The 24,111-nt window shown below is 72.5% G+C and carries 23 protein-coding genes; 13 read left to right on the top strand and 10 right to left on the bottom strand.

Going from position 1 to position 24,111, the window contains the following annotated elements:
• Window positions 1–193 precede the first annotated feature (193 nt).
• A complete protein-coding gene (locus B0I33_RS07740) occupies window positions 194–1,258 on the top strand; it encodes a methyltransferase domain-containing protein (RefSeq protein ID WP_106177883.1) in 1,065 nt (354 codons plus the stop codon).
• A gap of 72 nt (window positions 1,259–1,330) precedes the next feature.
• Here B0I33_RS07740 and B0I33_RS07735 read toward each other — a convergent pair whose 3' ends face one another.
• The 8 genes from B0I33_RS07735 to B0I33_RS07705 form a co-directional block, all read right to left on the bottom strand.
• Entirely contained in the window at window positions 1,331–2,539 is a 1,209-nt protein-coding gene (locus tag B0I33_RS07735) for a sensor histidine kinase (protein WP_106177882.1), read from the bottom strand.
• A complete protein-coding gene (locus B0I33_RS07730; protein WP_106177881.1) occupies window positions 2,539–3,228 on the bottom strand; it encodes a winged helix-turn-helix domain-containing protein in 690 nt (229 codons plus the stop codon). Before B0I33_RS07730 ends, B0I33_RS07735 begins: the two co-directional genes overlap by 1 nt.
• 5 nt (window positions 3,229–3,233) lie before the next feature.
• Window positions 3,234–4,103 carry a S1C family serine protease gene (locus B0I33_RS07725; RefSeq protein WP_219927154.1) on the bottom strand — a complete coding sequence of 290 codons (870 nt, stop codon included), beginning with the start codon at window positions 4,101–4,103 and terminating at the stop codon, window positions 3,234–3,236.
• Between the two features lie 10 nt (window positions 4,104–4,113).
• Window positions 4,114–5,073: a VWA domain-containing protein gene (locus B0I33_RS07720; protein ID WP_106177879.1), complete on the bottom strand. Its 960-nt coding sequence runs from the start codon at window positions 5,071–5,073 to the stop codon at window positions 4,114–4,116.
• On the bottom strand, window positions 5,070–5,996 hold the full coding sequence (locus B0I33_RS07715; RefSeq protein ID WP_106177878.1) for a DUF58 domain-containing protein: 927 nt from the start codon (window positions 5,994–5,996) through the stop codon (window positions 5,070–5,072). The genes B0I33_RS07720 and B0I33_RS07715 overlap by 4 nt, the downstream gene beginning before the upstream one ends.
• Window positions 5,993–6,970: an AAA family ATPase gene (locus B0I33_RS07710; protein WP_281259350.1), complete on the bottom strand. Its 978-nt coding sequence runs from the start codon at window positions 6,968–6,970 to the stop codon at window positions 5,993–5,995. The genes B0I33_RS07715 and B0I33_RS07710 overlap by 4 nt, the downstream gene beginning before the upstream one ends.
• The gene (locus B0I33_RS29880) at window positions 6,967–7,170 is read right to left on the bottom strand and encodes a hypothetical protein (protein ID WP_181193214.1); all 204 of its coding nucleotides are present in this window, start codon (window positions 7,168–7,170) and stop codon (window positions 6,967–6,969) included. Before B0I33_RS29880 ends, B0I33_RS07710 begins: the two co-directional genes overlap by 4 nt.
• 102 nt (window positions 7,171–7,272) lie before the next feature.
• A complete protein-coding gene (locus B0I33_RS07705) occupies window positions 7,273–8,004 on the bottom strand; it encodes an SDR family oxidoreductase (RefSeq protein ID WP_106177877.1) in 732 nt (243 codons plus the stop codon).
• 291 nt (window positions 8,005–8,295) lie between these two features.
• On the opposite strand from B0I33_RS07705, the gene B0I33_RS07700 reads away from it, so the two are divergent.
• Both B0I33_RS07700 and B0I33_RS07695 read left to right on the top strand, forming a co-directional pair.
• Window positions 8,296–9,489, top strand: coding sequence for an epoxide hydrolase family protein (locus B0I33_RS07700; RefSeq protein ID WP_106177876.1), 1,194 nt, complete (start codon window positions 8,296–8,298; stop codon window positions 9,487–9,489).
• Window positions 9,490–9,607: 118 nt separating this feature from the next.
• Window positions 9,608–10,891, top strand: a complete 1,284-nt coding sequence (locus tag B0I33_RS07695; RefSeq protein WP_181193213.1) for an aminotransferase family protein — start codon at window positions 9,608–9,610, stop codon at window positions 10,889–10,891.
• A 4-nt stretch (window positions 10,892–10,895) separates the two neighbouring features.
• Here the strand turns inward: B0I33_RS07695 and B0I33_RS07690 are convergent, their stop codons facing one another.
• On the bottom strand, window positions 10,896–11,681 hold the full coding sequence (locus B0I33_RS07690; protein WP_245900490.1) for a CPBP family intramembrane glutamic endopeptidase: 786 nt from the start codon (window positions 11,679–11,681) through the stop codon (window positions 10,896–10,898).
• A 481-nt stretch (window positions 11,682–12,162) separates the two neighbouring features.
• On the opposite strand from B0I33_RS07690, the gene B0I33_RS07680 reads away from it, so the two are divergent.
• From B0I33_RS07680 to B0I33_RS07635, 10 genes are all read left to right on the top strand, one after another.
• A complete protein-coding gene (locus tag B0I33_RS07680) occupies window positions 12,163–13,407 on the top strand; it encodes an amino acid ABC transporter substrate-binding protein (RefSeq protein WP_106178241.1) in 1,245 nt (414 codons plus the stop codon).
• 4 nt (window positions 13,408–13,411) lie between these two features.
• Window positions 13,412–14,296: a branched-chain amino acid ABC transporter permease gene (locus B0I33_RS07675; RefSeq protein WP_106177874.1), complete on the top strand. Its 885-nt coding sequence runs from the start codon at window positions 13,412–13,414 to the stop codon at window positions 14,294–14,296.
• Window positions 14,297–14,300: 4 nt separating this feature from the next.
• A complete protein-coding gene (locus B0I33_RS07670) occupies window positions 14,301–15,395 on the top strand; it encodes a branched-chain amino acid ABC transporter permease (protein ID WP_245900489.1) in 1,095 nt (364 codons plus the stop codon).
• Complete coding sequence (locus tag B0I33_RS07665) at window positions 15,392–16,129, top strand: ABC transporter ATP-binding protein (RefSeq protein WP_106177873.1); 738 nt, start codon at window positions 15,392–15,394, stop codon at window positions 16,127–16,129. Before B0I33_RS07670 ends, B0I33_RS07665 begins: the two co-directional genes overlap by 4 nt.
• Window positions 16,119–16,889, top strand: a complete 771-nt coding sequence (locus B0I33_RS07660) for an ABC transporter ATP-binding protein (RefSeq protein WP_106177872.1) — start codon at window positions 16,119–16,121, stop codon at window positions 16,887–16,889. The genes B0I33_RS07665 and B0I33_RS07660 overlap by 11 nt, the downstream gene beginning before the upstream one ends.
• On the top strand, window positions 16,886–18,040 hold the full coding sequence (locus B0I33_RS07655; RefSeq protein ID WP_181193212.1) for a Gfo/Idh/MocA family protein: 1,155 nt from the start codon (window positions 16,886–16,888) through the stop codon (window positions 18,038–18,040). The genes B0I33_RS07660 and B0I33_RS07655 overlap by 4 nt, the downstream gene beginning before the upstream one ends.
• Window positions 18,037–19,197, top strand: coding sequence for a dihydrodipicolinate synthase family protein (locus B0I33_RS07650; RefSeq protein WP_106177871.1), 1,161 nt, complete (start codon window positions 18,037–18,039; stop codon window positions 19,195–19,197). The genes B0I33_RS07655 and B0I33_RS07650 overlap by 4 nt, the downstream gene beginning before the upstream one ends.
• Window positions 19,194–20,111 carry a sugar phosphate isomerase/epimerase family protein gene (locus B0I33_RS07645; protein ID WP_106177870.1) on the top strand — a complete coding sequence of 306 codons (918 nt, stop codon included), beginning with the start codon at window positions 19,194–19,196 and terminating at the stop codon, window positions 20,109–20,111. The genes B0I33_RS07650 and B0I33_RS07645 overlap by 4 nt, the downstream gene beginning before the upstream one ends.
• A 38-nt stretch (window positions 20,112–20,149) precedes the next feature.
• On the top strand, window positions 20,150–20,869 hold the full coding sequence (locus B0I33_RS07640; protein WP_106177869.1) for a hypothetical protein: 720 nt from the start codon (window positions 20,150–20,152) through the stop codon (window positions 20,867–20,869).
• A gap of 101 nt (window positions 20,870–20,970) precedes the next feature.
• Window positions 20,971–23,289 carry a PQQ-dependent sugar dehydrogenase gene (locus tag B0I33_RS07635; protein WP_106177868.1) on the top strand — a complete coding sequence of 773 codons (2,319 nt, stop codon included), beginning with the start codon at window positions 20,971–20,973 and terminating at the stop codon, window positions 23,287–23,289.
• A gap of 50 nt (window positions 23,290–23,339) precedes the next feature.
• Here B0I33_RS07635 and B0I33_RS07630 read toward each other — a convergent pair whose 3' ends face one another.
• On the bottom strand, window positions 23,340–24,035 hold the full coding sequence (locus B0I33_RS07630; RefSeq protein ID WP_245900488.1) for a MerR family transcriptional regulator: 696 nt from the start codon (window positions 24,033–24,035) through the stop codon (window positions 23,340–23,342).
• Between the last annotated feature and the right edge of the window lie 76 nt (window positions 24,036–24,111).

The following is a 24,111-nucleotide window of genomic DNA, read 5'->3' as shown; positions in this document are numbered from 1 at the left end:
AGCATCGCGGCCATGAGTTTCTTCTTCCGAATCTGACGCGACCGCTGGCGAGTCGCGGACATCCCCTCGCCGGCGATGCGGGGCGGTAGACCACCGTCCCGGGTCGCGACGTGGGAGAAGATCACATGCTCTCTCGGACGCCGGCGCCCGTGCGCGCCGGAGGTTCACCGCGTCCTGGCGCCGTCGGCACACCGTGACCGCCGCGCGCCTGCTGGCGCGGACGGTACGGGGAATCGAGCCGGTGGTGGCGGACGAGATCCGCGAACGCGGGCTGGGCGACGTCGAGCATCTCGGGCACCGGGAGGTGTGGTTCCGCCACACCGCACCGGGCCCGGCGGTGCTCGGGCTGCGCACCGCGGACGACGTGTTCCTCGTGGCCACGACCGTCGCCGGGATCGGGCGGCACCGTGCGGACCTGCACGGGCTCACCCGGGCGGCCGCGGCGCTGCCGCTGCGCGGGCTGCTGTCGGCGCGCGCCCGGTGCGCACCCACCGCCGAACCGTCCGGTGTGGACGTCTCGGCGTCGTTCCTCGGCCGGCGCAACTACAGCAGGTACGACCTGGAGGACGCGGTCGGCGAGCCGCTGGCCGCCGCACTCGGCCTGCCGTACCACAGCAGGCGGGACGGTGCGAAGCCGCCACCGGGCGGGTTGTCGTGGCGCGTCACGGTGACCGGCGAACGCGCGGTGCTCGCGCTGCGCATCGGTGCGCGGCCGCTGCACCGCAGGAGCTACCGCCGGGCATCCCGGCCGGGCAGCCTGCACCCGCCGCTGGCGAGCGCGCTGGTCCGGCTGGCCGCCCCGCCCGCGGGTGCCCGCCTGCTCGACCCGTGCTGCGGGACGGGGACGATCCCGGTCGAGGCCGCGCTCGCCGGGTCCGGACTGTCCATCGTGGGCTCCGACCGGGACCCGGCCGCGGTCGCCGCCGCGGCCGCCAACGGCGCGGGCACCGGCGTCCGCTGGGTGGTCGCCGACGCGGGCGCACTCCCCGTGCCGTCCGGTGCGGTCGACGTCGTGGTGAGCAACCCGCCGTGGGACCGCCAGGTGCCGCCGTCCGGCGCGCTGGCGCGCGAGCCCGGGCGGCTGTACCGGGAGCTGCACCGGGTGCTGCGGCCCGGCGGCCGCGCCGTCCTGCTGGTGCCGGATGCCGAGGCGGCCGTGGCCGAAGCGAAGGCGGCGGGGTTCGCACTCCGGGGCCGCCGCGCGGTGAGCCTGTCGGGCAGGCATCCGGAGATCGTCGAACTGGACCGGCGGCCGTGACCTCGCGGTCGTGGCCACCGCCCGCGCACCAGGACCACGCACCCGGTGCGCGCAGGTCACGGAGGCGGCGGCTCAGGCCAGCGGGCTGGTCACCGGCGGTCCGGCGTCCCCCTCGGCGCCGTGCTCGGGGAACCACAGCACGAAGGTGGCGCCCGCCCCGATCCGCGAGAACACCGAGACCCGCCCGCTGTGCGACTCCGCGATCTGGCGGACGATCGCCAGCCCCAGCCCGGCGTGCCGGTCGCGGCCATGCCCCGCCACACCGCGCCAGAACCGGTCGAAGATGCGTGCCTGGCTCTCGCTGGGGATGCCCGGTCCCTCGTCGGCGACCGCGAGCCAGAACCAGCCGTCCGACCGGCCGCAGGCGATCCTGATCTCCCCGCCGCGCGGGGACAGCCGCACGGCGTTCGACAGCAGGTTGCCCACGGCGCGGCGCAGGGCGTCGCGGTCGCCGATCACGGTCAGCCCGTCCGCGAGGTCGTAGGACAGCCGGAGCCCGCGTTCGCCTGCCAGCACCGCGAAGTCGTCACCCGCCTCACGGGCCACGGCGGCCAGGTCGACATCGGTGTCGGCGAACGTGTCCGTGTCGCGGCGCGCCGTCGCGAGCAGGTCCTCCACCAGCCGTGACATCCGTTCCACGGCGCGGTCGACGACGAGCACCGCCCGCGCGCGCTCCTCCGCACCCGCCTGCGGCGACTTCAACGAGGCGTCCAGGTGCGCGCGCATGATCGCGAGCGGGCTGCGCAGCTCGTGCGAGGCGTCGTCGATCAGCTGGCGCTGCGCCCGGAACGCCTCGTCAAGCCGGTCCAGCATGGAGTCGATGGTGTCCGACAGCTCGCGCAGCTCGTCGCGCGCGCCACCGAGCCGGATGCGCCGGGACAGATCGGTGGCCTGGATCTCCCGCGCCGCGTGGGCGATCGAGCGCGCGGGCCGCAGCGCCCGGCCGGACAGCACCCAGCCGATGCCGAGGCTGAGCACGAACAACCCGCCGAGCGCGGCTGCCGAGTAGTTCCGCATCACCTCCAGCGTGCGGAGGTTCACCTCCGACTCGATCTGCTCGACCGCCGCCACCTCCATCGTCCCGAGGAAGACCTCACTGCCGTCGGCCTTGCGCTTGACGAGCTCGGCCTCGTACCGCTCCGTCACCGGTTTCGGGTCCGTGCTGCGCTCGACGGCCAGGTAGCCGGTCACCAGGGCCGCCCCGGCGAGCAGGAACAGCAACGTCGAGTACAGCACCGTGAGCCGGAACCTGATCGAGTGCACGAACCCGGGCAGGCGCATCACTCCTCCTTGAGCCGATATCCCCGCCCGACGACCGTCTCGATGACCGAGTGCTCGTCGCCGTTGCCGATCTTGCGCCGCAACGTCCCCACCGTGACCCGCACGGTGTGGGTGAACGGGTCGACGTTCTCGTCCCACACGTGCTCCAGCAGCTCCTCCGCCGACACGACGTGCCCCGGGCGGGTCATCAGGTACTCGAGCACGCCGAACTCCTTGGGGGCCAAGGAAAGCCGTCGTTCCCCGCGCCACGCCTCGTGCCTGGCCGTGTCCAGCCGCAGATCGCCGGCACGGAGTACGGCGCCGACACCACGCGTCTCCCGGCGCAGCAGCGCCCGCACCCTGGCGAGCAGCTCGTCCAGCGCGAACGGCTTCACCACGTAGTCGTCGGCGCCGTCGTCGAGCCCGCGTACCCGGTCGGCGAGCGCACCCCGCGCGGTCAGCATGAGCACGCGCAGGTCGGCACCGCCCACGACGGGAAGTTCACCCTCCCGGATCGCCCGGCACAGCGAGAAACCGTCCCCGTCCGGCAGCGCGAGGTCCAGGAGCAGCAGGTCGTACTCGTTGACCGTGAGCCGTTCCGTGGCCGCGTCCACGGTGGCGGCCGTGTCGACGGCGTACCCGGCACGCTGCAGCCCCAGCTGCACGGCCTCGGCCAGGTCCTCCTCGTCCTCCAGCAACAGCAACCGCATCCCCGTCACCCACCCGAGATCAGCCGCTCGGCCACGTCGGCGGCACGGTCGACCGGGATGGCGAACCCGATGCCGATCGAACCGCCACCGTCGTCGGTCGCGATGGCCGTGTTCACCCCGATCACCTCGCCCCGCGCGTTCACCAGCGGCCCGCCCGAGTTGCCGGGGTTGATCGACGCGTCGGTCTGCACCGCGGTCTGCTCCGTGCCGCCGAGGCGCACCTCGCGCTCCACGGCACTCACCACGCCGGACGTGACCGTGCCCGCGAGACCGAGCGGTGAGCCGACCGCCAGCACCCGCTCGCCCACCCTGACGTTCGACGACCGGCCCAGTGGCAGCGGGCGCACCGCCGGGCTCGGCTGGATCCGCAGCACCGCGACGTCGGCGCGCGGTTCCCGGCCGACGATCTCGGCCCGCACGCGCCTGCCGTCCGATCCGGTCACGGTCACCGAGTCCGCGCCGGACACGATGTGGTCGTTGGTCAGGATGTGCCCGCGGTCGTCGAGCACGAAGCCGGAGCCGCCCGCGACGCGCCCGCCGCCGGGCGCGGTGATGGAGACGACCCCGGCCCGCGTCCGCTCGGCCACGCCGACGAGACCGCCCTGGTCCCCGGGCGCGGGCGCCGCGCGGGGGAAGGTCACCTCTCCGCCTTCGGGCGCCGCCGCCCTGCCCGCCAGCGCCCCCGTACCGGCGGAGACGGTCACCACGAGCAGCCCGGCCCCGAGATACCGCGGCCACCGTCGCCGCTCGCCGCCACGCGGCGGGAGCGGCGCGGGACCGGGCGGCGGTGGCGGCACCGCGGCCAGGGCGGGTGGTGCGGGCGGGAGGAAACGGGGGCCACGGGGCTCGCCCAGCCCGGTCAGCTGACTGGTCACCATGCCTCCTTCAGGGAATCCGGGAAAACCAGAGCATCGAAGTGCCGGCCGTGGCGAGCGCGAGGACGAGCCCGAAGCCGATGAACCGGCTGGACACGTCGCGCTGCTCGGTCCGGTATCCGACGGTGCCGCCGATGTCGCCGTACACCTCGCGCAGTTCGGTCGCGGTGGCGGCTTCGTGGTAGGCGCCGCCGGTCCGCTCGGCGACCATCCGCAGCGTCTCGCCGTCGACGGGGACGTCCTGCCAGCGACCGCCGATCCGCACCGCGCCGTCCTCGGTGCCCACCGAGATCGTGTCCACCGGGATCTCGGCGGCGGCGGCCTCGTCGGCCATCGCACCGGGCGCGCGGCCGGTCGTGTTGGCCCCGTCCGACAGCAACACGATCCGTGCCGGGGGTGGTTCGACGACCGCGCGGGCGTCCACGGTGCGGACCGCCCCCAGCGCGGTGGCGATGGCCTCGCCGATGGCCGTGCCCGCCGGGCCGAGGTCACCGTCGGCGAGCCGGTCGAGCCCCGACCGGAACGCGTCGCGGTCGGTACCGGGCGGCACCAGGACCGTCGCGTTGCCCGCGAAGGCGACAAGCCCGACGTTGAACTCCCCGGGCAGGGTGGCCACGAACTCCTCGGCCGCGTCGCGGGCCGCGCCGAGCCGGTCGGGCCGCACGTCGGCCGCGCCCATCGACGGCGACACGTCCACCGCGACGAGCACGGTCGCGCGTTCCCTCGGCACCCGGACCGCGTCGGCGGGCTGGGCGAACCCGACCACCAGCAACGCGAGCATCGTCAGGAACAGCCCGGCCGGGACGTGCCGTCGCCACCCGGGACGCGCGGCGGCGATGCGTTCGAGCAGCGGCAGGTTCGTGAACCGCAGCGCGTACCGGCTCCGCCTGCGCTGCAGCACCAGGTAGGCCACCAGCAGCGCGGCCACCCCGAGCAACAGCCACAGCCGTACCGGGGAAAGGAACGTCATCGGGGGCCTCCCCGGTGCGCGAGGCGCCGCTGCGCCAGCACGTGCCTGGCGAGGTCGGCCACCCAGTCCCGATCGGTGCGCAGGGCCACGTGCGCGGCACCCGCCGCGCGCAGGGCATCGCGCACGGCGCGGCGCTGCTCGGCGGCCGCCGCGGCGAACCGCTCGCGCAATCGCTTGCTGCCCGTCGGGATCTCCTGGCGGCGGCCCGTCTCCGGGTCCACGACGGTCAGCAGGCCCACGTCCGGCAGTGCCAGCTCGCGCGGATCGGTGACCTCGACCGCGATCACCTGGTGCCGCCGCGCGAGCCTGCGCAGCTCGGCCGCCCAGGTGCGCTCGTCGAGGAAGTCGGAGACCACCACCACGAGGCCGCGCCGCCAGAGCCCGCGGCGCAGGCCTCGCAGCGCGGCGGCCAACGTGGGCGATCCGCTGCCCTCCGTGGCCCTGGGTGCCGCGAGGAAGGCGTGCAGCACGCCCAGCAGGTGGGCACGTCCGGCACGGGCCGGGAAGCGGCGGGTGCCGTGCGGGCCCAGCAGCTCCGCCCCCAGCCGGTTGCCCGCACCCGCGGTGAGGAAGCCGATCGCGGCGACCGCGGCCACCGCGAGCTCCCGCTTCTCCAGCGCCACGGTGCCGAAGTCCATGCTCGCGCTGCCGTCGACGAGCACCTGCACGACCAGCTCCCGCTCCGCGATCGTGTCCCGCACGTGCGGGGTGGCCGTGCGGGCGGTCACCGCCCAGTCGATGCGCCGCACCTCGTCCTCGCCCGGCCGGTACTCCCGGCTCCCGGCGGGCTCCGTGCCCGGCCCGGGCAGCAGCCCCGCGTACTGGCCGCGCAGCAATCCGGCGAGGCGGCGGGTGACCGTCAGCTCCAGCCTGCGCAACCGCTGTTCGGGGACGAGGGCGGCGGCGCCGTTGCCGGTGTTCATGCCGCCTCCTCGTGCTGGGCGGGCGCGATCCGCGGCACCGGTACCGCCGTCACGACGCGGCGCACCACGTCCTCGGCAGCCACCCCGTCGGCGAGTGCGTCGAACGACAGCACCAGGCGGTGGGCGAGCACCTCGACCGCCAGCTCCTGGATGTCGCCGGGCAGCACGTAATCCCTGCCGCGCAGCAGGGCGAGGGCCCTGGCCGCCGCCACCAGGCCGAGTGTGGCCCTCGGGCTGGCGCCGAACTGCACGAGTGCAGCGACGTCCGGCAGCCCGGCTCGCTCCGGGTCGCGCGTGGCCAGCACGATCCGCACCACGTACTCGGCCAGGGCGTGATGCACGTAGACGTCCCTGGTCCGGTCCTGGAGGGCGAGCACGGCCGCCGGGTCGAGCACCCGGCGCGCGACCGGTGGCCGGATGCCCATCCGGTAGAGGATGCCCAGTTCCTCGGACTCGTCGGGGTAGTCGACGACGACCTTCATCAGGAACCGGTCGCGCTGTGCCTCCGGCAGGGCGTAGACGCCCTCGGACTCCACCGGGTTCTGCGTGGCGAGCACGAGGAACGGCCTCGGCACCGGATAGCTTCGGTCCCCAATCGACACCTGCCGCTCGGCCATGGACTCCAGCAGCGCCGACTGCACGCGGGCCGGGGCCCGGTTGATCTCGTCGGCCACCACGATGTTCGCCATGATCGGTCCCAGCTCGACGTCGAACGTCTCGCTCGCGGACCGGTAGATCCTGGTGCCGACGATGTCCGAGGGCACCAGGTCCGGCGTGAACTGGATCCGGGCGAAGTCGCCCCCAGCGGCCTTCGCGAGCGTCTGCGCGGCCAGCGTCTTCGCGACGCCGGGCATGCCTTCGAGCAGGCAGTGCCCGTCGGCGAGCAGGGCGACGACGAGCCGCTCCACCAGCCGGTCCTGCCCGACGATCATGCGTTTGACCTCGAACAGAGTCTGCTCGAGCTGGTCGCTCACAGCCCCGCCTCGGTCGTGGCCGCCGTGGGTGCCCCCTCGCCGGGACAGTCGCGGTCCTCGCCGGGCTGTGCCTCCTGCACGATGCGGACGGTCGGTTCGGGCTCGCCCTCGGTCCCGTTCGCCGCGTACGCGGCCCCGCCCGCGACCGCCGCCGCCGAGAAACCGGCGACCGCCAGGCCGGCCAGTGTCCTGCTGCGCATGATTGCTCCCCTTTCGCCGTGTCGTCCCGCTGTGTCCAGCCGAGGTCCATCCGAGCAGAACGGGGCGAAAGGTGCGGTAAGCAAAGACCGCGTGAAGTGCGGTTACCTGCCGCCGGCGAGGTCGACGAACGTGCCGGTGACGTAGGACGACCGCGGCGACAGCAGCCACAGCACCGCCTCCGCCACCTCCTCCGGCGTACCGCCCCGGCGCATCGGCAGGGTGGGCGCGATCCGCTCCACCCGGTCCGGATCGCCGCCACGGGCGTGGATGTCGGTGTGGACGAATCCGGGCCGGACCGCGTTGACCCGGATGCCCTCGGCCGCCACCTCGCGGGACAGCCCGACGGTCAGGGTGTCCACGGCTCCCTTGCTGGCCGCGTAGTCGACGTACTCGCCGGGCGAGCCGAGCCGGGCGGCCACGGACGACACGTTGACGATCGCACCGCCCGCGCCACCGTACCGTGTGGACATTCGCAGCACGGCCTGTCTCGCGCACAGGAAGTACCCCGTGACGTTGGTGGCGAGCAGCTCGCGCAGGCGGTCCTCGTCCACCTCGTCGACACGGCACTGGCCGAACAGGACACCGGCGTTGTTGACGAGTGCGGTGACCGGCCCGAGCCGTTCGTCGACGGTGGCGAACAGCCGCTCGACGTCCGCACCGCGGCCGGTGTCGGCCGGTACCGCGAGGGCCTCCCCGCCCGCGGCGGTGATGTCGTCGACGACCGCGGCGGCGGCCTCGTCGCTGGAGAGGTAGTTGACGCAGACCCGGTAGCCGTGCCTGCCCGCGAGCCGGGCCACGGCGGCGCCGATGCCGCGGCTGGCCCCGGTGACCACGAGAACGTCCCGCCCGAGCCGACCCTATCCCGCCCGCACGCGTGTCCGCCGTCCATGCACGCGTGTCCGCCGTCCATGCACGCGTGTCCGCCGTCCGCGTCGCGACCGCCGGCACGCCCGTACCCGGATCGCGGACACGTGAGCACAGAACGCGGACACGTGAGCACAGAACGCGGACACGCGAGCACAGAACGCGGACACGCGAGCACAGAACGCGGACACGCGAGCGCGGAGCGCGGACACGGATTATGCGGAACGTATCCTTCCGCAATTGGTTCTAGCTTTCCGGTCATGAGCGATGACCACGAGATCCGTCCCTTCCGCATCGAGATCCCGCAGGCCGACGTCGACGACCTCCGCGCGCGCCTGGCCCGCACCCGCTGGCCCGCGCGGCCGCGCGTCGACGACTGGAGCCGCGGGGTGCCGACCGACTACCTCACCGAGCTCGCCGGCTACTGGGCCACCGGCTTCGACTGGCGGGCGCGAGAGGCCGCGCTGAACGACATCCCGCAGTTCACGACCGAGATCGGCGGCCAGCGCGTCCACTTCTTCCACCTGCGTTCGGCGGAGCCGGACGCGCTGCCGCTGGTCCTCACGCACGGCTGGCCCAGCTCACCGGTGGAGTTCCTGCGCCTGCTCGGCCCGCTGACCGATCCTCGCGCCCACGGCGGCGACCCCCGCGACGCGTTCCACGTCGTGCTGCCCTCGCTGCCCGGTTACGGGTTCTCGAACCCGCTCGGCGAGGCGGGCTTCAACCTGTTCGGCGTCGCGTCCGCGTGGGCGGAGCTCATGCGCCGCCTCGGCTACGACCGGTACGCCGCGGCGGGCACCGACGTCGGCTCCGGCGTGGCGGGGATGCTGCCGATGGTCGATCCGGACCACGTCGTGGGCGCCCACCTCAGCGGCACGGCGGCCGCCAACCCGCTCGGGCCGCCGCTCGAGCCGCAGGGGCTCCCGGAGGAGGACCGGCGCAGGGCCGAGCGGTTCAACGCCTTCCGCGAGGACGGCATCGGCTACCTCGTGCAGCAGGCGACGCGCCCGCAGACCCTGGCCTACCTGCTCAACGACTCCCCCGCGGGGCAGCTCGCGTGGATCGTCGAGAAGTTCCGGGAGTGGACCGACCCGGCCGCCGCGGTGCCCGACGACGCCGTGGACCGCGACCAGCTGCTCACCAACGTGAGCCTGTTCTGGTTCACCGGCTCGGGAGCGTCCAGCGCCCACGCGGTCTACGACGGCATGCGCGCGTGGAAGGAGTTCGCCGCCAGGCAGGACACCGGCGGGACGGAGCACGACGCCGCCGGACCGGCCGGGCCGCCGACCGGGGTCGCCGTCTTCGCCGCGGACGACACGATCCGCGCCGCACTGGACCCGGCCGGCCGGATCCGGCACTGGTCGGAGTTCGACCGGGGCGGCCACTTCGCCGCGATGGAGGTGCCGGACCTGCTGACCGCGGACCTGCGGGCGTTCTTCAGCCCGCTGCGCTGAACGGGGTGGACGGAACGGCGCACCGCGCACTCCGGGTTGTACACACCGGTGTGTTGCCCGGATGCGCGGCGCGGGCGACGATCGCGGCAGACGACACCGAGACCGAAAGGCCCGGCCGATGGCGAACCAACGAACGACCGCGAGCAACCCGCTGTGGCACCCGTTCGCGGACATGGGCGCGGTCGACGGCGACCGCCTGGTGCTCACCCGGGGGTCGGGCAGCTACGTCTGGGACGTCGACGGCACCCGGTACCTCGACGCCACCGCCGCGCTGTGGTACGCGAACCTCGGTCACGGCCGCGAGGAGATCGCCACGGCCGTGGCCGGGCAGCTGCGGGAACTCGACGCCTACGGCATCTTCGGCTACTACGCCAACGAGCCCGCCCTCGACCTGGCCGGCCGGCTGGCCGCGCTGGCGCCCGCCCCCGAGTACAAGGTCTTCCTCGGTTCGGGAGGGGGCGACGCGATCGACACGGCGGTGAAGGTCGTCCGCGCGCACTTCGCGCAGCGCGGCAGGCCCGAGCGGGTGCACGTCATCGGCCGGACGCAGGCCTATCACGGCACGCACGGGTTCGGCACCGCGGTCGGCGGCATCCCGGCCAACGGCACCGGCTTCGGGCCGCTGCCCGGCGACGTCTCGCACGTCCCGCACGACAGCGCCGACGCGCTGGACGCCGAGATCCGCCGCGTCGGGCCGGACCGGGTGGCGGCCTTCTTCTGCGAACCGGTGATCGGCGCGGGCGGGGTGCTGCCGCCGCCCGACGGTTACGTCGAGGCCGTGGCGGAGACCTGCCGCGCCCACGGGGTGCTCTTCGTCGCCGACTGCGTGATCGCGGGGTTCGGCAGGCTCGGCACCTGGCTCGGCATCGACCGCTGGGACGTGCGCCCCGACCTGGTCACCCTCGCGAAGGGCATCACCGGCGGCGCCGTGCCGCTCGGCGCGCTCCTGGTGGCGCCGCAGGTCGCGGAACCGTTCTTCACCGGTGAGCCGGGCGCACCCGTGCTGCGGCACGGACCCACCTACGCCGGTCATCCCGCCGCGTGCGCGGCCGCGCTCGCGGCACTCGACCTGTACGAACGCGAGGGGCTGGTGCCGAGGGGCCGGGAGCTGGAGAAGCCGCTGGCGGACGCGCTGTCCGGCCTCGCGGACCACCCGCTCGTGGCGGACGTGCGGGCGGGCCTCGGCTTCCTCGCCGGTGTCGACCTGGCGCCGGACGTGCTCGCGGACGACCCTGCGGCGCCGGCGCGGTGGCAGCGGGCCTGCCGCGACGAGGGCGTCCTCGTGCGCCCGCTCGGCCGGGGCATCGCGGTGTCCCCGCCCCTCGTCGCGGGCGAGCCCGAACTCGACCTGCTGGCCTCCGCACTGCCGCGCGCCCTGGACCGGCTGGCCGCGGCGCGCTGAGCCGTCACATCGGCACCGGCGCCACGCCCGTGGTGGACAGCAGCAGGGCGATCGCGGGCAGGAAGTTGTTCGTCTGGTGGGCGACGACGCTGGCCAGCAGGTTGCCCGTGAACAGCCGGGCGAGGCCGACCGGGATCGAGACGATCAGCAGCAGCGGGGTGCGGAGCAGCTCCAGATGGGCCACGGAGAACACCACCGTGGTGACGGCGAAGATCACCCAGCGGTTCCACTTCCAGTGCTGGAACGCCCGCCACAGCACGCCGCGGTAGAGCACCTCCTCGCCGAGCGGCGCGAGCAGCCAGACGATCAGGAACACGAGCACCGCGACGGCGGGTGCCAGCTGCCTGCCGGAGAACGCCTCCCCGACGGCCGACGAGGCGTCGTCGGCGCCCACCCACGCGGCCCAGATCGCCGACGCGGGCACGGTGATCAGCAGGCCGAGCAGCCCGATGACCACGCCGGTGCCGACATCGCGCCAGTTCCAGCGGAACGCCAGCTCGCGGCGGACGCGGAACCGCCGCGGCCCGCCGCCCAGCAACGCGGTGCCCGCGACCGCCACCAGCGCGGCCAGCAGCGTCGGCACGACCAGCAGCGTGACCAGCGGCCAGATCGTCAGCCGCTGCTCCTCCGCCAGTGCCGGGTCGGAGATGGCGAACGGCACCAGCACCAGGACCGAGGCGCCCAGCCACACGACCTCCGCCACGATGAACACGACCAGCATGAGCAGCCCGGCGCGCCCTCCCCGCGCGGGCGGCGCCTCCCGGCTGGCGGCTCCCGATTCGATCCGCACTCGTCCGACCTCCCATGTCCACGGCTGTTCACTGAGTTCCCCGCCAGGCCCCGGCGACACGTGCCCTCGCGGCCCGCCTCCGGCGTGGTCGGCGTGGTCGGCGTGGTCGGCGGGCGGGCCCGGCGGCCCGGGGCGCACCGCCGCGAGGATCCTGGCACGAGCGGGCGCGACCACCTCCTCGGCGCGGCCGAGGCGGGAGGACAACCGGCGCGGCCCGCCGCGCCGGGGTACCGGCGGAACGCCGGGTCCCGGCCGCCGGTGTCCCTGCCCACCGGGCCGGCCGCGCACGTCACGGACCCGAGCGCGGCACTCGCGTGCCGGAGCGCGGCACGCGCGCGTCCGCCCAGGGGACTCGCGATCAGGGGCGGGGGACTCGCACGGCGCTGATCTCGCGGACGGGGGTTGATCCTGGGGGCCTCCGTCCTTATGCTCCTGAAAGCGCTTACGAAAGCGCTTTCAAACGACCAATGGCGGTTGAATGATGCACACAGCGAAGAGAACACGGTCGAACGCGCTCCGGCTCGGCGCGCTCGCGGGCACCGCGGCTCTCGTGCTCACCGGTTGTCTCAGCGAGAACTCCGCACAGGGCGGCGGCGACGGTGGCGACGACCCGATCCGGATCGGCATCTCCCTCCCCCTCACCGGCGACTTCTCCGAGCCCGGCAAGGGCGTGGGCCGGGGCTACGAGGCGTGGGCCGAGTACGTGAACTCGCAGGGTGGGCTGCTCGGGCGGCAGGTGAAGCTGACCATCCTCGACGACCAGTCGAACGCGGACCGGGTGGCGGCGGACTACGAGAAACTCATCAACTCCGACGGGGTCGACCTGGTGTTCGGCCCGTTCTCCACCCGGCTCGTGGTGCCCGCGGCGCAGGTGGCCAAGGACTACGGGATGCTGTTCGTCGAGCCGGCCGGTGCGGCCGAGGAGGTCTTCACCCAGGGCTTCGACAACCTGTTCTACGCGGCGCCCGCCGTCGCCGACGACCACTACAACCACCTGGCCGAGAAGATCCTCTCGATGCCGGAAGGCCAGCGGCCCAAGACCGCGGCGTACGCGGCGATGGACGACCCGTTCGCCCAGGGCACCGCCTACGGCCTGAAGCAGAAGCTCGAAGAGGGCGGCATCCGCACGGTGGTGGACGAGGTCTACCCGCCGAACACCACCGACTTCGGCTCCATCGCGGCGAAGATCGCCGACTCGAACGCGGACATCGTGGTGGGCGGCACGCAGTACCAGGACGCGGTGAACCTCATCGTCGCGCTGCGGCAGCTCGACTACCAGCCGAAGCTCGCGGCCTTCTCCACCGCGCCGACGAATCCCGAGTTCCCCAAGGCGATCGGACAGCAGACCGAGGGCATCCTCTCCCCGACCGGCTACACGCCGGAGGCGCCGTACCCGTCCAACAAGGAGTTCGTGGAGTTCTACACCGAACAGCACGGCTCTCCGCCCACTGAGGACGAGGCGAACGCCTGGACCACCGGGCAGGTCGTCGCGGCCGCGGTCGAGGCCGTCGGATGCGCCGATCCGGACCCCGAGTGCCAGGGCAAGCTCATCGACTGGCTGCGCAACAACGAGGTCGACACGGTCGTCGGCCCGCTCAGCTGGGACGAGGCGGGCAGACCACAGGGCGCGCACCTGATCCAGCAGTACGTCGACGGCAAGATCAGGATCGTGCTGCCGGAGGACGCCAAGGAGGCCGAGTTCATCTATCCCAAGCCGGCGTGGTGAGAACGTGACGGGATCGCTCCTCCTGCAGAGCCTCGTGCTCGGCGTGCTGCTGGGAGGGCTCTACGCCCTCCTGGCAGCGGGCCTCACCCTCTACTTCGGAGTCATGCGCGTGGTGATGATCGCCCACTCGGCGTTCCTGATCCTCGCGGCGTACCTCGCCTGGTTCTTCACCCGCCAGACCGGTCTCGACCCGATGCTGTCGCTGCTGTTCACCGTTCCGCTGTTCTTCGGGATCGGGGTGCTGATGCAGCGGTTGCTGATCTCCCGGCTCCGTCCGGCGACACTGACGATGATGTCGGTGCTGCTGACGTTCTCGATCGCGCTGCTGATCGAGGGGGTGCTTGGCTTCGCGTTCACCGGTACCCACCGCCGCATCCGCCTGCCGTACTCGGGTGCGCACCTGGAGTTCTTCGGCGCCAGCATCGCCGTGGTGAAGCTCATCGCGTTCGGCCTCGCGGCGCTGTCGCTGGCCGGGCTCTACATCCTGCTCAAGCGGACCCGGTTCGGCCAGGCGCTGCGGGCCACGATGCAGCACCGGGAGGCCGCGCAGCTGGTCGGCATCAACACCGACCGCGTCGCCGGGTTCGGCTTCGGGCTCGGCCTGGCCACCGCGGCGATCGGCGGCACCGCGCTGGCGCTGGACTCGACGATCTACCCGTCGCTGCACTGGCACTGGATCGGGCCGCTGATGGCGATCATCGTGGTCGGCGGGCTCGGCAGCGTTCCCGGCGCCGCGATCGCCGCGATGGCGCTCGGGCTCGGGCAGAGCCTGCTGCAGATCCCGCTGGGCACGACGTGGGCGCAGACGTTCTTCTACCTCGCACTGTTCGCCACCCTGATGCTCCGCCCGCAGGGGTTCTTCGGAGGCCGCCTTGCCCAGCGATTCTGACCTCGTGACCGTCCCCGCACGCGCTAGGACCTCCACCACCACCCGGGTGGCGAAGGTGCTCGGCCTGCTGGTGCTGGCCGGGCTGGTGATCTCCTTCCCGAGCCTCGCCCCGGACTCGTTCATCCTCTCGGTCGGCGTGGTGATCGCCAGCTACGCCGTGCTGGCCACGTCGTGGAACTTCGTCGGCGGCTTCACCGGCTACATCTCGCTCGGTCACGCCGCCTACTCCGGCCTCGGCGGCTACGGCACGGCGCTGCTGATCACGCGTGCGGACGTGAACCCGTGGCTGGCGATGGTCGCGGCGGGCGTGCTCGTGGCGGCGTTCGCGGTGCCCGTCGGCATCGCGAGCCTGCGGGTGCGCGGCGCCTCGTTCGTGATCGTCTCGATCGCGCTGGTGCTGATCCTGCTGCTGGTGTTCCAGAGCTGGGGGTCGTTCACCGGCGGCTCGAACGGCATCCGGCTGCCCCGCCCATTCGGCGACGACGTGCTCCGGCCCGAGCAGCACGAGCGGTTCTTCTACCTGCACGCGGCGCTGCTCGCGGTGCTGCTGCTGTGCTGGTGGGCGATCGACCGCTCCCGGTTCGGCATGGGGCTGAAGGCGATCCGCGAGGACGAGGACAAGGCGCAGTCGCTCGGCGTGCCGACGTTCACCTACAAGCTCGTGGTGTTCGTGATCTCGGCGTTCTTCACCGCACTGGGCGGCGGGATGTACGCGCTGTGGTTCGGCTTCCTCGACCCGATCTTCCAGTTCTCCATCCTGGTCGGCTCCTACATGGTCCTGATGAGCCTGCTGGGCGGCATCCGCAGCCTGTTCGGCCCGCTGCTCGGCGCCGTGATCGTCGGCTACGCCATGGAGTTCTTCAAGGCCCAGTACGGCGACACGCAGGCACACCTCATCGCGATGGGCGCGCTGCTGGCGATCGTCGTGCTGTTCATGCCCGACGGGATCATCCCCGCACTGCGCGGGCTGGTGAACCGGTTCCGGCCGCAGGCGGCCTCGATCCGTGAGGTCAGCGCCGCCGAACTCGCCGAGCAGCGCCGCGCGGCCGAGGACACGGGCGGTAGCGAGCGCGGCGAGAAGGAGGAGGTGCGCCGATGACCGCATCCGGCCTGTCGACCACCGGCCTGACCAAGTCGTTCGGTGGCGTCCGCGCCGTCGACGGCGCGACCGTGGCCTTCCACCACGGCAAGGTCAACGCGCTGATCGGACCCAACGGCTCCGGCAAGACGACGTTCTTCAACTGTGTCACGGGCATGATCAAGCCGGACGCGGGAACGGCGAGCTACCGCGGCAGGGACATCACCGGCAAGGCTCCGCACCGCATCGCCAGGGCCGGGATCGGGCGCAGTTTCCAGCTGTGCCGGATCTTCCCGCGGCTGACGGTGCTGGAGAACATGCTGGTGTCCGTCCGGACGAGCTCGCTGCTGGGCAAGCTGATCTCGGCCCGGCAGAGCGCGGACGTCGACCGCGCCCGCGAGCTGCTGGCCAGGGTCGGCATCGACCACCTCGAGCACGCCGAGGCCCGCGACCTGTCCTACGGCCAGCAGAAGCTGCTCGAACTCGCCGGCGTGCTGATGGCCGACCCCGAGACGATCATGCTCGACGAGCCGGCCGGTGGCGTGAACCCGGCGCTGATCGACCGCATCGGCAAGCTGGTGCGCTCGCTGAACGCGGAGGGCAAGACCTTCCTGATCGTCGAGCACAACATGGACATGGTGATGAGCCTGTCCGACCACGTGGTCGTCTTCGACCGGGGCAGGCCGATCGCCGAGGGCACGCCTGCCGAGGTCCAGGAGGACCCGCGAGTCCTGGAGGCCTACCTTGGCGTCTGAACACCTGCTCGAACTCGTCGACATCGAGGCGGGCTACGGCCGGGCCGCGCTCGTCCTGCGCGGGCTCACCGTGCGGGTCCCGCCCGCCAGCGTGGTGTGCCTCGTCGGGCCCAACGGAGCCGGGAAGTCCACCGTGCTCAAGGTGGCCAGCGGCATGCTGCCGCCCCGGGCGGGCCGGATCCTCGTCGGTGGCGAGGACGTCACCCGGAACAGTCCACAGCAGATGCTCCGCGCGGGGCTGTCGCACGTGCTGCAGGGACACAGCGTCTTCAAGGAGATGACCGTGTCCGAGAACGTGCTGCTCGGCGCCTACTCGTTGCGGGACAAGGCGGAGATCGCCGAACGCGTCGACTTCGTCAAGACCCTCTTCCCCGTCGTCGCCGACCGCTGGACCTCGCTGGCCGGCGCGCTGTCCGGCGGCCAGCAGAAACAGGTGGAGTTCGCGCGCTCGCTGATGATCAGCCCGCGCGTGGTCCTGCTCGACGAGCCGTCGATGGGGCTCGACCCCAAGGCGACCGGCACGGTGTTCGAGCAAGTGGTGCGGATGCGGGACGCCGGGACCGCGGTGCTGCTCGTCGAGCAGAACGCCAGGCGGGCGCTGGAGACCGCGGACCTCGGCTGTGTGCTGGACCTCGGTCGCGTGCACATCTCCGGTCCCGCCGCGGACCTCCTCGCCGATCCGGCGCTCGGCGAGCTCTACCTCGGCAACCGCACCGCGGGCCGGCGCCAGTTCTCTACCCCGGGAGCAGACAACACATGAGCACGCACACCTACCGCATCCTGATGAACGGCGTCACCGGCCGCATGGGATATCGCCAGCACCTGCTGCGCTCGGTGCTCGCGATCCGCGACGAGGGCGGCATCGCCGTCGGCGACGGCGACCGCATCCAGGTCGAGCCCGTGCTGGTCGGCCGCAACGCCGACAAGCTGGCGCGGCTGGCCGAGGCCCACGGCATCGCCGACTGGAGCACCGATCTGGACTCGCTGCTCGCCGAGGACGACGCGCGGATCTACTTCGACGCCCAGATCACCAGCGAGCGCAAGAAGGCCATCCTGAAGGCGGTCAGCGCCGGAAAGCACATCTACACCGAGAAGCCGGTGGCGTCGTCGGTCCCCGAGGGCGAGGAGCTCGTGCGCGCCGCCGAGGCCGCCGGGATCGTCAACGGCGTCGTCCACGACAAGCTGTACCTGCCGGGCCTGCGCAAGCTGAAGCGACTCGTCGACAGTGGATTCTTCGGCCGCATCCTCTCGGTGCGCGGCGAGTTCGGCTACTGGGTGTTCGAGGGTGACCTGATCCCGGCGCAGCGGCCGAGCTGGAACTACCGGGCCGAAGACGGCGGCGGGATGGTGCTCGACATGTTCTGCCACTGGAACTACGTGCTGGAGAACCTCTTCGGCCCCGTCCGGGCGGTCACCGCCAAGGCCGTCACGCACATCCCGTACCGCTGGGACGAGCACGGCGAACGCTACGAGGCCACCGCCGACGACGCCGCGTACGCGATCTTCGAGCTCGAGGGGGACGTGATCGCGCAGGTGAACTCGTCGTGGGCGGTGCGGGTCGAGCGCAAGGAGCTCGTCGAGTTCCAGGTGGACGGTACGCACGGCTCGGCGGTCGCCGGCCTGTTCGGCTGCCGGATCCAGCCCCGGGTGCGCACGCCCAAGCCGGTGTGGAACCCCGACCTGCCGACCACCGAGGACTTCCGGGCGCAGTGGGACGAGGTGCCGGACAACCAGGAGTTCGGCAACGGCTTCCGCGCCCAGTGGGAGCGGTTCCTCCTCGACGTGCACCACGGCAGGCCGCACCCCTACGACCTGGCCGCCGGGGTGCGCGGACTGCGACTGGTCGACGCCGGGCTCGCGTCGTCGGCGGAGGGCCGTCGCGTCGAGCTGGTCCAGGAGGGCGCGGCATGACCTCGACGATCCACCTGCCCACCGCGGACGGCGACTGGACCGAGATCCCGCTGCGCGAGCCCCGGCGGTGGAAGGAACACCCCCAGCCCTACGCGTCGCGCGTCGCCTTCGCCGCGGCACACGTGGCCGCCGACCCCCTCGGCGACAACACGCCGGGCGCACCTGCCACGGTCGACTGGGACTCCACATTGGCCTTCCGTCGCGAGCTGTTCCGGTACGGGCTCGGGGTGGCGGAGGCGATGGACACCGCGCAGCGCAACATGGGCCTGGACTGGGCGGCGGTGCGGGAGCTCATCCGGCGCAGCGCCGAGCAGGCGAGGGACTTCGGGGCCCGGATCGCCTCGGGCGCGGGCACCGACCACCGGGACGACATCGCCGACCTCGACGGGGTGGTCGCCGCGTACGAGGAACAGGTCGGTTTCGTGGAGGGGTGCGGTTCGCAGGTGATCGTGATGGCCTCCCGGCACCTCGCCCGGCTGGCGCGCTCCGCGGACGACTACCGCCGGGTGTATGACACGATCCTCGGCCAGGTCGCCGAACCGGTGATCCTGCACTGGCTCGGCGAGGCGTTCGACCCGAACCTGGCCGGCTACTGGGGTTCCACCGACGTTCCCACGGCCACGGAGACGTTCCTCGGCCTCGTCCGCGCGCACGCGGCGAAGATCGACGGGGTGAAGGTGTCACTGCTGTCGGCCGAGCACGAGCGCGGACTGCGCGCCGCGCTGCCGGACGGCGTGCGGCTCTACACCGGCGACGACTTCAACTACCCCGAGCTGATCCGGGGCGACGGTGAGCACCACTCCGACGCGCTGCTCGGCGCGTTCTCCGCGATCGCGCCCGCCGCCTCGGCGGCACTGGCCGCCCTCGACGAGGACGATCTGGCCACCTACGACGAGGAGCTGGCACCGACGCTGCCGCTGTCCCGGCACGTGTTCGCCGCGCCCACCTTCTACTACAAGACGGGAATCGCGTTCCTGGCGTGGCTGGCCGGACACCAGCCCGGGTTCAGCATGGTCGGCGGGCTGCAGTCCGCACGGAGCGTGCCGCACCTGGCCAGAACGTTCGCGCTCGCCAACGAGGCGCGGCTGCTGCCCGATCCGGAACTCGCCGCCCACCGCATGCGGTTGTGGCTGGAAGCCGCGGGAGCGGTCCGATGACCGGCACCGCACCGGCGGCGGCACGAGAGCTGGACGTGCCCTCGGGGGCGCCGGCCCGCGTGCCGACACCGGAGCCGGGCGACCCCCGGCTGGCGCGGCTGTCGCTCAACCAGCGCACGACCGCCCGCTGGTCGCTGCGCGAGGCCGTGGACGGCTGTGTGGCCGCGGGCATCGGGTCGATCGGCGTGTGGCGGGAACCGCTCGCCGAGGCCGGGCTGGACACCGCCGCCCGCATGATCCGCGACGCCGGGCTGCGGGTCTCGTCGCTGTGCCGGGGCGGGTTCTTCACCGTGTCGGAGCCGTCCGCGCGGGCCGCGGCGCACGCCGAGAACATCGCGGCGCTGGACGAGGCCGCGGCACTGGGCTGTGACACGCTGGTGCTGGTTCCCGGCGGGCTGCCCGAGGGTGACCGGGATCTCGCCGGCGCCCGGCAACGGGTGGCCGAGGCGGTCGCCGAGCTGGTCGCGCCCGCGCGGGCACGCGGGGTACGACTCGGGATCGAGCCCATGCACCCCATCTTCGCCGCCGACCGCGGGGTGATCTCCACCCTGGCGCAGGCGCTCGACCTCGCCGAGCAGCACCCGGCCGACGTCGTCGGCGTCGTGGTGGACACGTTCCACGTGTGGTGGGAGCCGGGCGTGCTGGACCAGATCGCGCGCGCGGGCAGGCGGATCGTGTCCTACCAGGTCTGCGAGTGGATCACGCCGCTGCCCGCGGACACGCTGCTCAGCCGCGGGATGATGGGCGACGGGCACATCGACTTCCGCACGCTCACCCGCGCCGTCGCGGCCGCGGGCTACACCGGCGACGTCGAGGTGGAGATCTTCAACGCCGACGTCTGGGCGGCTCCCGGCGCCGCCGTCCTCGCCACGATGGCACGGCGCTACGTCGAGATCGTGGAGCCGCACCTGTAGCGAATCCCCGGACCGTCCCCACCGGAAGGATCACGACCATGAACCGAAAACTGCCCACCGCACTGGCCGCGTGCGCGCTCTCCCTCGCCGGTGTGGCTCCCGCCGCGGCAGGCACTCCCGGCGATCTGGACCCGCACGAAGGCCCGTTCGCCGTCGTGCACCCGCAGGCGACCGACCGCCACTGGGAACCGCTCAACCCGGAGAAGTGGGCGTTCGAGCACGGCCAGGTGGTGATGACCGAGCGGGGCACGAACCCCGGCGGTCCCCGCAGGCCGTTCGAGTTCGCGATCGTCGAGAAAGGACCGGAGCTGCGTTCGCTCAGCTACCGCGCGGAGGTCCGCATCGACGAACCGGTGACCCGTAACGACCGCGACGTCATCCTGGTCTTCAACTACCAGTCCCCGACCCGCTTCTACTACGCGCACCTCTCGCAGGACAACACGATCTACCCGCACAACGGGATCTTCAAGGTCGCCGACGCCGACCGCGTGCGCATCGACGACCAGTGGAACGGCACCATCGGCGCCCCGCCCGCCATCGACGACACCGAATGGCACGACGTCCGCCTCGACTACCACGCGGAGACGGGCCGGATCGCGGTGTACGTCGACGGGGCGGACGAGCCGCTCATGACCGCCACGGACACCACGTTCGCCGGCGGCAGGGTCGGCTTCGGCTCGTTCGACAACTTCGGCCGGATCCGCGACGTCGTCGTGGCGGGCAGCAAGGCGGTACCGGGGCAGCAGCACACCCCCTGAAGCGGCGTCGCCTCCCCGGGCTCGCACCCGGGGAGGCGAGCCGGGCTGCCGTGGCAGCGGCAGCCCACCACCAACCCCGACCCGAGGGATGGAGTCCAACGATGGGCAAGCATAGATGGTGGGTGCCCGTGATCACCGCGACGGTGCTCACGGCGACCCTGGTCGCACCACCGGCGGCGGCGCAGTCCACCCCACCGCCGGATCAGCCGATCACCGATCCGGTTCCGGAGGACCCTCAGCAGTCGCGGCTCGGCCTCGTGCTCGAGGAGTACGCGCAACTGCCCGAGTCGGAGCCGACCCCGGCACCGACCGACCGCAGGCTGATGCGGCACAACCGGATCAACTACATCGGCGAGGTCCCCGACGGCTCCGGCCGCATGTACGTCCCCGACCTCAACGGCCCGCTGTACCTCCTCGACGGCGAGCGGCAGCACGTCTACCTGAACTTCAAGGAACGCTTCGAGGACTACTTCTCCGGCCGCGGCCTGGGCAGTGGCTTCGGGTTCGTCACGTTCCACCCGGAGTTCGCGAGCAACGGCAAGCTCTACACCGTCCACACCGAGGACCGCGACGCCATCGCGGAGAAGGAGCCGACCTACCCGAACCAGCCCAACGCGTTCGTGCAGAGCGTGGTGACGGAGTGGACGGCCGACGACCCCTCGGCCAACGTGTTCTCCGGCAGCCAGCGGGAGATCTTCCGGTTCGGTTTCACCACGCAGATTCACGCGATCCAGCAGATCGACTTCAACCCCACCGCCAAGCCGGGTGACGCCGACTACGGCATGCTCTACCTCGCTGTCGGCGACGGCGGCATCGGGGTGGGGACCGACGTTCCGCAGGACATGAGCACGCCCGCGGGCAAGATCCTGCGGATCGACCCGGCAGGCAGCGACGGCCCGAACGGCCAGTACGGCATCCCGGACGACAACCCGTTCGTCGGGCAGGAGGGCGCGCTGGGCGAGATCTACGCGGTCGGCATGCGGGACCCGCACCGGTTCAGCTGGGACCGCGGCGGCCGGAACGCCCTGTACCTCGGGCACATCGGCCAGCACGCGATCGAGGCCGTGTACGAGGTGCGCGCCGGGGACAACTACGGGTGGAGCGAGCGCGAGGGCGCCTTCCGCTTCGACCCGGCGAACCAGTGCTGGCTGTACCCGCTGCCCGAGGACGACGCGCGGTACGGCTACGTGTACCCCGTGGCGCAGTTCGACCACGACCCGCCGCCGAACTGGCCGTGCAACTCCGACAGCGGCCACGCCATCTCGGGTGGCCAGGTGTACCGCGGCGCGGAGTTCCCGCTGCTGTGGGGCAAGTACATCTTCGGTGACCTCGTCGACGGCCGGGTGTTCTACACCGAGGTCAACCAGATGAAGCGTGGCCACAAGCCCGCCACCCTGCACGAGCTGCAGCTGTTCGACACCGGCGGCAAGCGGATGCGGATGAGCGACTTCGTCGGGGACGGCAGGGTCGACCTGCGCTTCGGCACGAACTCGCGGGGCGACCTGTACCTGCTGGCCAAGGCCAACGGCAAGATCTGGAAGGTCGCGGGCACGCGCTGGGGCTCCGGCTCGGAAGTCACCCGCCAGGTCGAGCGCGACCTGGTGGCGTACTACGACTTCGAGCACCCGTTCGCGGCCGACGACGCCAGGGAGCTGGACCAGGGCAGCTCACGCACGCTGCTGAACCTGGTCAACGGCGGCGAGGACATGCGCGTGGGCGACGGCGCGTTCCCGGGCAGCAACAACGCGCTGCAGCTGCGGCAGGTGAACCCGGACCAGAACGGCAACGACGACTGGAAGGCAGGCGTCTGGGACGGCGACGCCGACGGCGTGGAGTCGCTGAGCGCGTTCAACGGCGTGCGGGGCGCGACGGTGATGGGCTGGTTCAAGATGACCGGGCAGAACCCGAGCCCCAACTCCACGACGGCGAACCCGGACGACCACTACAACGCGGTCGGCCTTGCCGGGATCCTCAGCGGGGACTCCGAGGGGCACAACGTCCGGGCCCTGCTTGAATTGATCAATGTAGACGGTGAGCTACGTCTTGTGGCCCTGGGCAGGCGGATCGACGGCGGTGAGTCGCAGATCTTCGCCGCGAGCCAGGACTGGCGCCAGCTGCTCCCGCAGGACGAGTGGGTGCACCTGGCGGCGACGTTCGACTACACCACGGGCGAGATGGCGCTGTACCGCAACGGCAAGGCCGTCCCGGGCTTCTACACGAAGGCCGGGGACCCCTGGCAGGTCGACGGCTCGGGCACGAGTGCGACCAACCCGCGCGGGATCAAGATCGGCGGCAGCTTCCCGCAGGACAACCGGGAGACCAACCCGTGTAACTGCCGGATGGACTCGCTGATGTTCCTCGACACGGCGGCGGAAGCCGACGTGGTCTGGCAGCAGTACCGGCGCTTCTTCCGGCACTGACCGCCCGCGGGCTCGTGAGTGGGAAGCGTGGTTCTTACCACGTTTCCCACTCACGAGCCCTCCTCCAGGTACCCGTGCAGGTGGCTCGCCGCGGCCAGCATCGCGGCCGCCCGCTGCGTCAGGCTCTCCTCGCGCCGGGCGATGGCGGCCCGGAGTTCCTCGGTGCTGCCCGCCTCGCGGAGGTCGTCGAGCACCGGTCCGATCTGGTCGAGCGGGTAGCGGCTCTCCCGCAGCAGGTGGACGACCCGGGCGTCCCGCACATCGGCCGGCCGGTACCTGCGGTAGCCGGTGCCGCCCTCGCGGCGCGGCGACAGCAGCCCCGCCGACTCCCACACCCGCAGCGCCGAAGGGCGCACCCCCAGCCTGCGGGCGACCTCGCCGATCCGCAGGTCCGCCCGCCGTGGCCCGGTCGTGTCCGGCACCTGCCCCGCGACGTCCGCCAGCGCCCGCGCGGTGGCCCGCAACGACCCCCGTTGCTCGTGCAGGCCGGCGTGGCCCTCGTCGATGAGCGCGAGCGCGTGCGCGGTGTCCCCGGCGTGGACCGCGAGCATGATCTCCCGCGCGATCACCCAGCCGAGGGCACTGCCCAGCGCCCGGTAGGCCAGTAGCGCGCGCAGGTGCCGGTGACCGAACCGGCGATACCCGCTGGCGGTGCGCGGCACCGCCGGGAGGACGCCCGCCTCGACGTAGTTGCGCACCTGCTGAGCCGAGACCCCTCCCGCACGCGCGAGATCGATCGGCCGCAAGTTCTCCCCGGATTTGAGGGTTGGTGCCATCGAACTCCCGCTCTGCCTGGGGCTGATTCTCGTCAACCTTACACAT

The organism is Prauserella shujinwangii (assembly GCF_003001955.1).
GTDB classification, from domain to species: Bacteria; Actinomycetota; Actinomycetes; order Mycobacteriales; family Pseudonocardiaceae; genus Qaidamihabitans; species Qaidamihabitans shujinwangii.
Note: the sequence above shows the minus strand (reverse complement) of the source record. Positions and strands in the feature narration are given on the sequence as shown.

Excerpts from the sequence above, each read along its gene's own strand:
- B0I33_RS07715 (WP_106177878.1), bottom strand. The coding sequence starts at position 5,996 with ATGAACACCGGCAACGGCGCCGCCGCCCTCGTCCCCGAACAGCGGTTG.
- B0I33_RS07735 (WP_106177882.1), bottom strand. The coding sequence starts at position 2,539 with ATGCGCCTGCCCGGGTTCGTGCACTCGATCAGGTTCCGGCTCACGGTG.
- B0I33_RS07635 (WP_106177868.1), top strand. The coding sequence starts at position 20,971 with ATGGGCAAGCATAGATGGTGGGTGCCCGTGATCACCGCGACGGTGCTC.
- B0I33_RS07655 (WP_181193212.1), top strand. The coding sequence starts at position 16,886 with ATGAGCACGCACACCTACCGCATCCTGATGAACGGCGTCACCGGCCGC.
- B0I33_RS07680 (WP_106178241.1), top strand. The coding sequence starts at position 12,163 with ATGCACACAGCGAAGAGAACACGGTCGAACGCGCTCCGGCTCGGCGCG.
- B0I33_RS07640 (WP_106177869.1), top strand. The coding sequence starts at position 20,150 with ATGAACCGAAAACTGCCCACCGCACTGGCCGCGTGCGCGCTCTCCCTC.
- B0I33_RS07665 (WP_106177873.1), top strand. The coding sequence starts at position 15,392 with ATGACCGCATCCGGCCTGTCGACCACCGGCCTGACCAAGTCGTTCGGT.
- B0I33_RS07720 (WP_106177879.1), bottom strand. The coding sequence starts at position 5,073 with ATGACGTTCCTTTCCCCGGTACGGCTGTGGCTGTTGCTCGGGGTGGCC.
- B0I33_RS07645 (WP_106177870.1), top strand. The coding sequence starts at position 19,194 with ATGACCGGCACCGCACCGGCGGCGGCACGAGAGCTGGACGTGCCCTCG.
- B0I33_RS07695 (WP_181193213.1), top strand. The coding sequence starts at position 9,608 with ATGGCGAACCAACGAACGACCGCGAGCAACCCGCTGTGGCACCCGTTC.
- B0I33_RS07730 (WP_106177881.1), bottom strand. The coding sequence starts at position 3,228 with ATGCGGTTGCTGTTGCTGGAGGACGAGGAGGACCTGGCCGAGGCCGTG.
- B0I33_RS07700 (WP_106177876.1), top strand. The coding sequence starts at position 8,296 with ATGAGCGATGACCACGAGATCCGTCCCTTCCGCATCGAGATCCCGCAG.
- B0I33_RS29880 (WP_181193214.1), bottom strand. The coding sequence starts at position 7,170 with ATGCGCAGCAGGACACTGGCCGGCCTGGCGGTCGCCGGTTTCTCGGCG.
- B0I33_RS07650 (WP_106177871.1), top strand. The coding sequence starts at position 18,037 with ATGACCTCGACGATCCACCTGCCCACCGCGGACGGCGACTGGACCGAG.